General features: G+C 56.6%; 12 protein-coding genes. 4 read left to right on the plus strand and 8 right to left on the minus strand.

Going from position 1 to position 11,797, the window contains the following annotated elements:
- Nucleotides 1-45 precede the first annotated feature (45 nt).
- A complete protein-coding gene (locus GBCGDNIH1_RS17310) occupies nucleotides 46-1,230 on the minus strand; it encodes a M20 aminoacylase family protein (protein WP_011631670.1) in 1,185 nt (394 codons plus the stop codon).
- A gap of 28 nt (nucleotides 1,231-1,258) precedes the next feature.
- The gene (locus GBCGDNIH1_RS17315; RefSeq protein WP_025319101.1) at nucleotides 1,259-2,176 is read right to left on the minus strand and encodes an SDR family oxidoreductase; all 918 of its coding nucleotides are present in this window, start codon (nucleotides 2,174-2,176) and stop codon (nucleotides 1,259-1,261) included.
- Between the two features lie 106 nt (nucleotides 2,177-2,282).
- On the opposite strand from GBCGDNIH1_RS17315, the gene rplM reads away from it, so the two are divergent.
- From rplM to GBCGDNIH1_RS17335, 4 genes are all read left to right on the plus strand, one after another.
- Nucleotides 2,283-2,747, plus strand: coding sequence for a 50S ribosomal protein L13 (rplM, locus tag GBCGDNIH1_RS17320; protein ID WP_011631672.1), 465 nt, complete (start codon nucleotides 2,283-2,285; stop codon nucleotides 2,745-2,747).
- 5 nt (nucleotides 2,748-2,752) lie between these two features.
- Nucleotides 2,753-3,253, plus strand: coding sequence for a 30S ribosomal protein S9 (rpsI, locus tag GBCGDNIH1_RS17325; RefSeq protein WP_011631673.1), 501 nt, complete (start codon nucleotides 2,753-2,755; stop codon nucleotides 3,251-3,253).
- Between the two features lie 120 nt (nucleotides 3,254-3,373).
- Nucleotides 3,374-4,285 carry an N-acetyl-gamma-glutamyl-phosphate reductase gene (gene argC, locus GBCGDNIH1_RS17330; RefSeq protein WP_043453804.1) on the plus strand — a complete coding sequence of 304 codons (912 nt, stop codon included), beginning with the start codon at nucleotides 3,374-3,376 and terminating at the stop codon, nucleotides 4,283-4,285.
- 7 nt (nucleotides 4,286-4,292) lie between these two features.
- Nucleotides 4,293-4,823: a gamma carbonic anhydrase family protein gene (locus tag GBCGDNIH1_RS17335; protein WP_011631675.1), complete on the plus strand. Its 531-nt coding sequence runs from the start codon at nucleotides 4,293-4,295 to the stop codon at nucleotides 4,821-4,823.
- Between the two features lie 15 nt (nucleotides 4,824-4,838).
- On the opposite strand, the gene hisI is transcribed toward GBCGDNIH1_RS17335, so the two are convergent.
- From hisI to ggt, 6 genes are all read right to left on the minus strand, one after another.
- Nucleotides 4,839-5,225, minus strand: a complete 387-nt coding sequence (hisI, locus tag GBCGDNIH1_RS17340; protein ID WP_011631676.1) for a phosphoribosyl-AMP cyclohydrolase — start codon at nucleotides 5,223-5,225, stop codon at nucleotides 4,839-4,841.
- Nucleotides 5,222-6,436, minus strand: coding sequence for a cystathionine beta-lyase (gene metC, locus GBCGDNIH1_RS17345; RefSeq protein ID WP_011631677.1), 1,215 nt, complete (start codon nucleotides 6,434-6,436; stop codon nucleotides 5,222-5,224). Before metC ends, hisI begins: the two co-directional genes overlap by 4 nt.
- Nucleotides 6,426-7,280, minus strand: coding sequence for a sulfurtransferase (locus GBCGDNIH1_RS17350; RefSeq protein WP_043452773.1), 855 nt, complete (start codon nucleotides 7,278-7,280; stop codon nucleotides 6,426-6,428). The genes metC and GBCGDNIH1_RS17350 overlap by 11 nt, the downstream gene beginning before the upstream one ends.
- 647 nt (nucleotides 7,281-7,927) lie before the next feature.
- Nucleotides 7,928-8,782, minus strand: coding sequence for a helix-turn-helix domain-containing protein (locus GBCGDNIH1_RS17360; RefSeq protein WP_025286463.1), 855 nt, complete (start codon nucleotides 8,780-8,782; stop codon nucleotides 7,928-7,930).
- A gap of 225 nt (nucleotides 8,783-9,007) precedes the next feature.
- Nucleotides 9,008-9,787, minus strand: coding sequence for a hydroxypyruvate isomerase family protein (locus GBCGDNIH1_RS17365; protein WP_011631680.1), 780 nt, complete (start codon nucleotides 9,785-9,787; stop codon nucleotides 9,008-9,010).
- Nucleotides 9,788-9,990: 203 nt separating this feature from the next.
- Nucleotides 9,991-11,796, minus strand: coding sequence for a gamma-glutamyltransferase (gene ggt, locus GBCGDNIH1_RS17370; RefSeq protein WP_011631681.1), 1,806 nt, complete (start codon nucleotides 11,794-11,796; stop codon nucleotides 9,991-9,993).
- Nucleotide 11,797 lies beyond the last annotated feature (1 nt).

The following is an 11,797-nucleotide window of genomic DNA, read 5'->3' on the forward strand; positions in this document are numbered from 1 at the left end:
GTCCACGGAGCGTTGCGTATCGTTCCGCATCCGTTGCAGTGCCGCTCAGGATGAAGGAGGAGGCTGGTTGGACAGCGGCAGTTCCTGCTCCACCAGTGTCACCCAGTAGGACGCCCCCAGCGGCAGGATCGCATCGTTGAAATCATAGGCGGGGTGATGCAGACCGGGATCGGTCGTCGTCTTTCCACTGCCCAGCATGATGTAGCTGCCGGGTTTGACGTTCAACATGAAGGAGAAATCCTCTCCCCCCATGGAGGGAGCAGGCAGTTTCTCGGTTGTGGCAACGGCACTGGCGGCTTTCCAGGCGCGTTCCGTTGCATCAGCATCGTTGATGGTCGCCGGATAGAGCACGTCGAAGGTAAAGGAGACCTGCGCACCGAAGGCCGAGGCGATGCCGTTCACAATGCCCCGTGCCGCGGCTTCCATGGCTTCACCTAAGCCGGGCGTGAACCAGCGGGCGGTTCCTTTTAACTCCACACGTTCCGGGATGACGTTATAAGCGTTGCCGCCTGCGATCTGGGTGATCGACAGCACGGCCTTGTCGGTTGGATCGACGATCCGGGAGACGACGGATTGCAACCCCGTCACGATATGGGCGGCCACGACCACCGGGTCTATGCCACGCTGGGGCTGAGCACCATGCGCACCTTTGCCGGTGACGATGATGTCGATATTGGCGACCGCGGCCATGACCGGACCGGGGGCCATCTGGAATACCCCTTCCGGAGAACTCGGCCAGTTATGCAGGCCGTAGATACGCTCCATGGGGAAGCGGTCGAACAGCCCTTCTTCGACCATCATCCGACCGCCGCCGATCTGTTCTTCGGCGGGTTGGAAAATCAGATAGGCCGTGCCCGCGAAATTCCTTGTCGCGGCCAGATCGCGCGCAGCCCCCAGCAGCATGGCGGTATGGCCGTCATGACCGCAGGCATGCATCACACCGGGATTGGCAGACGCATAGGGTTTGCCGCTTTCTTCCTTGATGGGCAGAGCATCCATATCGGCGCGCAGGCCGATGGTTCCCCCCGCCGCACGGCCATGGATCACGGCAACCACGCCGGTTTCGGCGATCCCGGTGATGATTTCGTCCACGCCGAATTCCCGCAATTTTTGCTGCACGAAGGCGCTGGTTGCGGTTTCCTCCAGCGACAGCTCCGGATGACGGTGCAGATGATGCCGCCACTGCGTCATTTCATCCTGAAAAGCGGCGATACGGTCTTTGATCGGCATGGGGGTCTCTCCGTGGCCGGGCGGTGGATCAGGCTTGAGCCGGGTTGAAGCTGCGCGTCAACCCATCTTTCAGGCTGATCGGCTCGATCCCCAGAATGTGGCGCATCGGTGTGATATCGAAAGAGCGATTTTCTGTCAGACGCTGAATTTCTCCTTCCAGCTTGCTCATGAAAGGGCGGCGGGCGAGGGCGGGAATGCGCTGCCCCAGCGCAAGGCCATGCAGCATCAGCGAAGCAGGCAGCGGCAGGATCAGGGGCGCACGCACTTTGGATATCCGGGCGATAAGGCGGATACACTCCGCGTAGGAGACCGGCTCCGGCCCCGCAATAACGAGTGTGGAGGCATTGTTCCATGGGTGCGACAGGGCGGCGATCAGGCAGCGTGTGACGTCATCCTGATAAATCGGCTGTATCAGGGCGCGCCCGCCATCCGGTATCGGCAGAACGTGTGTTTTGTGGATCAGCCTTGCAAGGCGACGCAGCGTCTGTTCCTCTGGATCGCCATAGATCATGGTGGGATGCAGCATGACGCCGTGTCGCCCTGATTCCAGAAAAGCCTGTTCCCCTGCGCGAACCCCCGCGCAATGCGGGTCCGTGAAAGCAGAGAATTTCCTTGTGCTGCCCATCAGGATCAGGCTGGCCTGTTCAGGGGCCGCTTCGATGATGGTGGCGCTATGGCTGGCATGGCTGGTAGCGACGATCGCGCTGACACCATCCAATGCATGACGAAGCTGATCCGGCCGGGTGACATCGGCCCCTCTGACCTGCACGTCATTTTCTGCATGGGCGGGTTGCGTGATACCGCAGGAAAGCCATTTGTCAGGGTTTCTGACCACGGGGCGGAATGGCATACCGGCGTCTGACAGAGCGCGGCAAAGCGCCAGACCGGTGCGACCGGTGGCGCCGATCACCGCCACCAGACCGGGGTTCAGGGTGTGTGGTATCATGATACCACACAAAGAAATGCTTGACGTTCGGGGGATTGCAGGCCATAAGCCGCCACCCGAACGCATGCGGTTTTGTCCGCCACTGCCATTCTCGAGGACATCCTAGATGAAGACCACCCTCTCGCTGAAACCCGCGGAGGTGAACAAAGACTGGGTATTGATCGACGCGGAAGGGCTGGTGCTCGGCCGTCTTGCCGTCATCATCGCCAACCGTCTGCGTGGCAAGCACAAGCCGCAGTTCACCCCCCATGTCGATTGCGGCGACAACGTTGTCGTGATCAACGCCGACAAGATCCGCGTGACCGGCAATAAAGCCGATCAGTCGGTCTTTTACTACCACACCGGTTATGCCGGTGGCATCAAGGGCCGCAGCATCCGCCAGCGTCTTGAAGGCAAGCATCCCGAATCCGTGGTCGAAAAGGCCGTGGAGCGCATGATTACGCGTGGTCCGCTGCAGCGTCAGCAGATGAAGCATCTGTACGTTTATGCCGGTGCATCCCACCCGCATGACGGCCAGCAGCCGAAGTCGCTGGATGTCGGCGCGCTCAACAGCAAGAACCGGAGGGTCTGACCTCTATGTCCGATACACAGACCCGTACCCTGGCCGATCTGAAGGATCTCGCGGTCGCACAGGGTTCAACCGTTTCCGGTGAAGTCCCCGCTGCTTCCCGTGAGCCGAAGCGTGATGCACAGGGCCGTTCCTATGGCACTGGCCGCCGCAAGGATGCCGTCGCCCGCGTCTGGGTGAAGCCCGGCAAGGGCGACATTCAGGTCAATGGCAAGAAGGTCGGCACTTATTTTGCGCGCCCCGTGCTGCGCATGCTGATCACCCAGCCTTTCCTGGTCACTGATCGCTATAACCAGTTCGACGTGTACTGCACGGTGACTGGTGGCGGTCTGTCCGGTCAGGCCGGTGCCGTCCGCCATGGTATCAGCCGCGCTCTGGTTAACTATGAGCCGGAACTGCGCAGTGTTCTCAAGGTTGCCGGCTTCCTGACCCGCGATCCGCGCGTCGTTGAACGCAAGAAATACGGTAAGGCCAAGGCCCGTCGTAGCTTCCAGTTCAGCAAGCGCTGAGTTCCACTGGTTGGTGGGAAAAAGGCCGGGCAGCAATGTCCGGCCTTTTCTTTATCTCGCCTCTTTTCTTTGCGGGGCGGGTGCCTATCCTGCAGCGGCGGATGGAAGGGCATGATCGAGATGACACACAGCATTTTTATCGACGGCGAAAGTGGCACCACCGGCCTCGGCATCCGCGAAAGGCTGGGCGATCTGCCCGGTGTCTCCTTGCGCAGTCTGCCCGCAGAGCATCGTAAGGATCCGAAGGCCAAGCGTGCTATTCTGGCTGAAGTCGATCTTGCCATCCTGTGCCTGCCTGATGAAGCGGCGAAGGAAACGGTTGCGCTGGCGGATTCTCTTGGAGGAAACGCCCCCAAATTGCTGGATGCCAGCACGGCTCATCGTGTGGCGGAGGGCTGGATATACGGTTTTGCCGAATTACAGGCCGATCAGGAGGCGCAGATTCGCAGCGCCGGAAAAGTCGCCAATGTCGGCTGTTACGCCGTCGGCAGCATTTCTCTGCTGCGTCCGCTGATTGATGCTGGGCTGATTGCGCCGGATCAGCCGCTCAGCATCAATGCGATCAGCGGTTATAGCGGCGGCGGCAAAAACATGATTGAGGCGCATGAGAAGGAAGGCGGTCCCGCTTTCGAGCTGTATGCGCTGGGGCTGGAGCATAAGCATTTGCCGGAGATCATGGCCTATGCAGGGCTGACACGGCGGCCGATTTTCGTGCCTTCGGTCGGGCATTTTCCGCAGGGCATGCTGGTTTCCGTGCCGCTCCATCTCGATGATCTGCCGGGACGGCCCTCAGCGAGCGATCTTGAAGCCGCCTTGCGTACCCATTACAGCGCGGCGAGGCAGGTTCGGGTGCTGGACGTCGTATCGACCTTGCGCGCAGAAGATGCCTCCGGCTCGGATCATCTGGAACTGCGCGTTTTCGGCAATGAAAACAGGCGTCAGGCCGTGCTGGTGGCGAAGTTGGATAATCTGGGCAAAGGTGCCTCCGGTTCGGCGATCCAGAATGCACGCCTGATGCTGGGGCTGGAGTAGGTATCGCGTGATTATCGCGTTTGAAGGCAAAACACCGATCATTCATCCCTCGGCCTGGATTGCGCCGGGGGCTGTGATCATTGGCGATGTTGAGATCGGGCCGGACAGCTCGGTCTGGTATGGCTGTGTCCTGCGCGGCGACACGAACCGGATCAGAATCGGTGCGCGCAGCAATATTCAGGATGGCACCATCGTTCATGTGAACCATGTCTGCTATCCGACTTTGATTGGCGATGATGTCACCATCGGCCATGCCGCTATTGTGCATGCCTGTGAACTGCATGATGGCAGCTTTGTCGGCATGGGAGCCACGGTGATGGATGGAGCCGTACTGGGCCGCGGCAGCGTGCTGGGCGCACGGGCTATGCTGACGCCGGGCAAGATAACAGGCGAGGAAGAGTTGTGGATCGGCTCTCCCGCGAAACTCCAGCGCTGCCTCAGCGAGCAGGACAAGGCCATGTTCGCCGATACCGTACCCCATTACCTTGATCTGTCGAGACGTCACGCCAGAACTGCGAAACGCCTCGACGAGGGCTAAGGGTCAGTTGTTCTGTCAGCTGCCGTAAAGTGTATGAGGGTCGATCAGTGGTTCTGTCAGGGTGGTGACGGTGCCATCCTTGCCCATAGCCCGATAGAAACAGCTCCGGCGTCCAGTATGGCAGGCAACCCCGGGCTGATCGACCAGCACCAGCAGGGCATCCCCGTCACAATCGACCCGTAACTCGATCAGCGTCTGTACTTGTCCGGAGGTCTCGCCCTTGCGCCACAGCCCGTTCCGGCTGCGGCTGAAATAGCAGACCCGACCCGTCGCCAACGTTTCCTCTATAGCTTCCCGGTTCATCCAGGCCAGCATCAGCACCTCGCCAGTGTCATGCTGCTGGGCGATAGCAGTGACGAGGCCCTGATCGTTGAAGCGAATAATGTCGAACACGTCGCTCATCGCTGCATGGCATCCAGAGCCCGTGTCAGGTCGGCGATCAGATCCTGCGGATCTTCCAGACCGATATGGATGCGTACGGTTGGTCCTTCGAGCGGAATGTCATGGCTGCGATGGATGGTGCCGTAGGTCGGCATGATCAGGCTTTCATAGCCGCCCCAGGAGGCACCCAGACCAAAAATCGAGAGAGAATCGATGAAACGGTCGCTCTGCTCTGTCGTGAAGGAACTCTTGAACTCCACACCGAACAGGCTGGGTGCACCCGTGAAATCCCGTTTCCACATCTCATAACCGGGATCGCCCGGCAGGGCTGGGTAGAGTACGCGCTGAATCTCGGGCCGTTCGCTCAGGAAGGTAGCGATATGCAATGCGCTCTGCATCTGGTGGTTCATCCGCACCGCCATGGTGCGCAGACCGCGCAGGGCCAGCCAGCAATCATCGGGGCTGGCATATTGCCCCAGCATCCCGGCCGTGCTGCGCACCCGGCGCCAATGTGCTTCGTCATTGACAGTGATAGAGCCGAGCAAAAGATCACTATGGCCACCGACATATTTCGTCAGCGCCTGAATCGAGAGATCGATTCCATGCTGGAATGGCTGAAAGTGACGAATGCCCCAGGTATTATCGAGCATTGTCACCGCCCCGTGCTGATGCGCCAGAGCGCAAAGCGCTGCAACATCCTGCACCTCGAAGGTGTGGCTGCCGGGGCTTTCCAGAAACAGCACTCTGGTTTCCGGCCTGAACAGAGGGGCGAGTTCATGTGCAGTCGCCGTAGCGGTATAGAAAGTTGTTTCTATACCGAATTGTTTGAGCAGACCTTCGCAAAAATCGCGTGTCGGGCCATAAACCATATCCGGAACCAGCAGGTGATCGCCTGCGCTCAGATAACCGAGTAAAGGCACTGTACAGGCTGCCAGACCGGAGGATACGATCTGGCAATGCGTGCCGCCTTCGATTTCGGCGATGGCATTTTCCAGCGCGAAATGAGTTTCCGATCCGTTCAGCCCGTAGGTCAGGGACTGTTCCAGCCAGCGCTTTCCCTCACGACGTCGCGTCGCTGTATCGGGTTGCAGGACCGTCGATCCGCGGATGAGGGGTGGGTTCACGACACCGGTGTATTTTGCCACCGGTCGGCCAGCCCGCACCAGTCTGGTATCGGGATGTTCATTGGGCGCATCAGATGGGGTGCGCGGTCCCGGACGATTATATTGCATCACGCTGCTTCTGAGTATCGGGGCGGCTGCCCCATTCCGACCATGAGCCATCATAAATGGCTGCTGCCTCCAGGCCCGCCACCGCCATAGCAAAGCTGAGCAGGGAGGCTGAAACGCCGCTTCCGCAGCTTGTAATCACTGGTTTGCTGCCATCAATACCGGCGGCAGCAAAACGCTGACGCAAAGTCTCGGGCGGCAACAGAGTACCATTGGCTGCCAGAACCTGATTGAAAGGCAGATTGAGACTGCCGGGAATCCGGCCGGATTCCACGCCCGGGCGCGGTTCCGCAGCAGCGCCGGCAAAGCGCTCCGCGCTGCGGGCATCCAAGACCAGCTCGGCCCCGGATATCAGATTATCCTTGATATCGCCGATGCCTCGTACGTATTTCGGGCGCCAGTCGGTCAACAAGGCAGATGCAGCGGGTAGGGGAGCAATCTCGCCACTTTCGGTCGGGCCACCGGCCCGAACCCAGGCATCAAGCCCGCCATCCAGTACGGCAGCCTCCAGACCAAACAGCCGGAACAGCCACCAGCCGCGGGCAGCCCACATCATGCTGTTCTGATCATAGAAAACGACCCTGCTGTTGTTGGACACGCCAAGTGCGCCAAGCTGGGCCGCGAACTGGCCGGGTGGGGGAACCATATGCGGCAGATTGGTCTGTTGATCGGCAATGGCGTCGATATCGAAATAAATAGCCGTGGGAATATGGCTGCGCCTGTAGTCATCATGACCGTTGCGGCCCTGATTGGGTAAAAATTTTGTTGCGTCGAAAATGATCAGATCAGCCGCGCCCATCGACTCTCGTAGCCACTCAGCGTCGACCAAAACAGGCAGTGTTGCCATTACTCGTCCCTTCCGAGCCACTCGCGTATAATCCGGTCACGTTGTGCTGCCAGCCAGAGCAGGGCAACCGTCGTTACGACATTGCTGAACTGACCGGGGATGGCGGCCTCAATCGCCTGACGAGCATGAACGATTCGGATACGGATGTCCTCGTTTTCAGCTCTCAGACTTCCTGTCCTGGTATGGATCAGCCTTTTCAGGGTGACACCGGGCTCCTCCAGACATTCACAACGGGCGATTTCCGCCGGAATGGCTCATACCGGCAGGAATTTCGGTCATGACCGGGTCAAGACTGGCGGACAGTGCCGCAATCCGTATCTATTCGATCAGAATGAGGGTATCGCCTGTGGGGATTATGGTCGAACTGCGGATGCCTTGCCACGTCGCCAGATTTCCCAATTCTGCAGGCTGAACCGTGCGCCATCGAAGCGCCGGTTGAGGAATGAGATCGGCTCCACAGCATGGCGCCCTTTCCAGACGATACTGTGGAATTTAATTCTTGTATCCGCGTGGGAGGGTAGGCTGAGAAAATTGTCTGGCATGCCTTTGCTGACGAGAAAATCGCTTGGATGGGAATGGCGATTTTCTCGTCATAGCGGATGGACAAATTCCACGTACAGTTCATGCAGGATGACGTTTGGCCAGGACTACCCCAGCATACTCCGAAGAATTTTAGCTCCCTCATGACCTTTGATTGAATTTTTCCAGCACATTTCGGCCATTTTTTGATGGGACACCACAATTTCCTCAGCAGAAGAAATGATCGCTACCCCTTCTTGAAGGTCGGGTGCGGTATCCGTGTGAAACGGATTGAGGACAAGCTGTATTGTTGAATGAGACCGTGCGATCACCATACGGCTGTTGATTTCCCCAGGTGACAGTAGTCCGAACTGCAATCCCATTGGCTCCGTTTCCAGAAGGTTGGCCATGTGCTCAACTTCCCGTCTTGCCACGACAAGGGCGGATGCTTTCAGTTCTTCCGATAAATCGGGTCCGCCAATACCCTGTTGCAGCATAATAGAAATGGCAGAAGGGGATAACATTGCAATGAGGTTGGGTCTTCGGGCGGCATAGGCTGCACGCCTTTCTTTCAGCGTCTTTACAAGCTGCTCCACGTAAAGCCGGTCTGCTTTCGATCGTCCGGCATGGCGGGATATGATGGATTCGGCCAGAAACGCTTCTGTTTCATCCAGCATCGTCAGATGGCACAGCGCATCTCCGACAAACTGCAATTGGGCAGCATTTTCCTCAATCTGGCGGGCACGTTCGAAATATCCGACAGGCCGGCTTTGATACTCAATGCTGACACCCAGCAGGGAAAGAGGAGAAACCTGCAGGAGTTCAGCCAGCCTCTGCACGGTATCCAGTTTGATGACTTCACCTTTTTCATATCGGTACAGCGCGGCTCTTGAGACACCCAGCCGTGCTGCTATCTCCTCTGCGCGTAATCCAGACTCCAGGCGATAGGCACGCAGGCGCTGACCAATTTCCGAGAAACGCATAATCAATGTCGGGTGTCCTGCTACGCTTTGAAAGAATAATGCTATAAAGAGCTAATAGGGGCTACAGAAAGATTTTAAAAGTATATCAAGTTTTAAAACTATACTAAAATACGATATAAAAAAATGAGATTTAAAAACCAAAATTGTAACAAAAATAAGATAAAATACTTATTTGTTTAAGTGTCTCTGGAAAGAATACATTTCTTAAAAACGTGTCCATGAAGCTTAAATTTTATAATTATCCCGCCACATCAGGCCATCTACTGTCGATGTTAACGGATTATATTCGCAGCTAATCCAGCCATGGTAGTTTTCATTTCTGATGATTGAGAATATCTCTGTCCATGAGATATTTCCGGTTCCAGGTTCATGACGGCCGGGAGTATCAGCGATCTGGATATGCCGTGTTTGGGGAAGCCATTTTCTCAGTGATTGTTCCCACATAGTGTCCGTTAAAAATAAATGATACAGATCAAGCTGAAGGCCAATATTAGGCATTCCTGTTAAGGAAATTATTCTTGAAGCTTGGTCTGCCGTTTTTAGATAGTAATTATTAATTGTCTGGATGCTGATGGGCTCGATCGTTATTGTTATGTTTGACTCTGCCGCAAGGCGGGCAGCCCATATCAGGTTTGAGACATAGCACTGTTCCATGGCGACATTGTCGTGGCTGGTTTCAGACAAGCCCGCCATGCAATGAATAAACGAACAGTTCAGTGTTCTGGCATAGCGTAGAGCCAGCAAAAAACCTGCTCTGAACTCCTCTTGCCGGTGAGGAAGAGCTGCAAGACCCCTTTCGCCCTTCTCCCAGTTTCCTGCCGGAGCGTTGATAAGCACCATCTTCAGTCCGGTTTTTTTCAATATCGAGCCGATATGATCCGCTGGTACAGAGTAAGGAAAAAGACATTCCACACCTGAAAAACTGGCTGAAGCAGCTTGCTGAAAGCGTTCCAGAAAATCAAATTCAGTAAACAGAAAAGAAAGATTGGCGCAGAGAGACAACATGTCAGAAAAACCGTACCAGGATTTTGATATGGATCAACAACGAATTTTTGTTGGGATTAAAATTAAAACATCAACTCGGATGATGCGTTAAGTAATGAAGCGTTTGTAATGAACCGATGAATTGTGAAAATTTGTTTCACATGCTAGTTTCAAATTTATCCGGTTGATTTATTTTTGTGACAACAAGTATAATTAATACTTCTTTATTCTCCGTAAGGAATACCATCCCGCCGTGGATCGGCTGCTCCTGTCAGATGCCCGTCTGCTTTTTTGATAATCATGGAGAGACCTGAATTGAGCCTTATGATCGCAGGATGATGACCATACTGGAGCAGGCGATCAGCCAGTAAGGTGGCTTCAGTCCCTGCTTCCAGATCGGATTTCAGACCCGTTGTGCCGATATGGGGAGCCGAGATGGCCTGGGCAGGAGACAGGTTCCATCGCATGGACAGCAGCATGGCCTGACTGACATAGCTGATAATGTGGCCACCTCCGGGCGATCCGGTAACCATGTCGAGCTTTCCATTCTGATCCAGCACAATGATTGGCGCCATGCTGCTGCGTGGTCTTTTGCCCGCCTGAACCCGGTTGGCAACAGGCTTACCTGCCTCTTCAGGCACAAATGCGAAATCGGTCAGTTCATCGTTCAGAATAAATCCGTCAACCAAAAGCTTGGAGCCAAATACGTCTTGCACCGTGGTCGTCATGGACACGGCATTACCTTGCGCATCGACGATGCTGATATGACTGGTACCGTGCTCCGGTTTTGGTGGCTGTGTACCCTGGGCGGGGGGTAGGTCGGGCATGGACCATGATGGATTGCCCGCCTCTACCGTGGAGGGCGCATGGCGGGGATGGATCATTCTGGCTCTTTGCCGGAGATAGGCCGGGTCGAGAAGACCGCGGAGTGGTATCTTTACAAAATCGGGATCAGCCAGAAACAGGTTGCGATCTGCAAAGGCCAGGTGTTCGGCCTGAATGATCAGATCGGCCGCTTCGGCGCTGTCGGGGCGCAGATGCCGCAGATCGAAGCCCTCCAGCATCGAGAGTATCTGCAAGACGGCGACACCTCCGGAGGAAGGCGGTCCCATGCTGCACACTGTCCGCATTTTGACAGGCATGCACAGGGCCGGGCGCTGACGGGGTTGATAGGAGGCCAGATCATCCATCGTCATGGTCCCGGAGGCCGGGCTTTGCCGGATCGCTGTCACAATGTCGGTGGCGATCCGACCGGTCAGCAAGGCATCTGCCCCTTTCTCGGCAACGCTCCGCATCGTTTCTGCCAGAGCGGGATTTTTTAATATGTAACCCGGCTCAGGAACTGAGCCATTGGGCAGGAAATAAGTCCTTGCGGCTTCCTGTACCATCAAGCTGTTCTGTTCTTCCCGGATTTCCCGGCTCATCAGTGCAGAAACCGGAAAACCGTTTTCCGCCTGGGTAATGGTGCTGGTAAACAAATCTTTCCAGAGCAGCTGCCCATGCAGCTTGTGCACAGCTTCGAGCATTCTCAGCGCGCCAGGTACCCCGACGGCGCGTCCTCCGATTCCGGCGCTGTCCAGCGGGAGCGGTTTGCCGGTCGCATCCTGGAAAATGGTGGGGGGGATGGCGGCAGGGGCGGTTTCCCGTCCATCCCAGCTGGTAACCTGCCGGGTGGCTGCATCGTAGTACAGCAGGAAGGCGCCTCCACCCAGACCGGAAGACTGAGGCTCCACCAGTGACAACATCGCCTGTGCGGTAACCGCGGCATCAATGGCATTGCCACCTGCTTTCAGCACATCCAATGCTGCCCGGCTGGCGAACGGGTTGGCCGTTACCACCATCATATGGGCGGCGGTTACATCCCGGGCCAGCGGAGGAAACGAATGAGGGGCGGAGGGCCGATGTGCGGGTGTCTCGGCGGCGAGGGAAAAAGGCATTATGAAAGCCACGCAGAACGCGAGCCGTGCCAGGCTTTGTTTTGTGAAAAACAGCCTGTCCCATACCTGCCGCAGTTTCCGTGTGACTGTCATG

Source organism: Granulibacter bethesdensis CGDNIH1, assembly GCF_000014285.2.
Lineage (GTDB): Bacteria > Pseudomonadota > Alphaproteobacteria > Acetobacterales > Acetobacteraceae > Granulibacter > Granulibacter bethesdensis.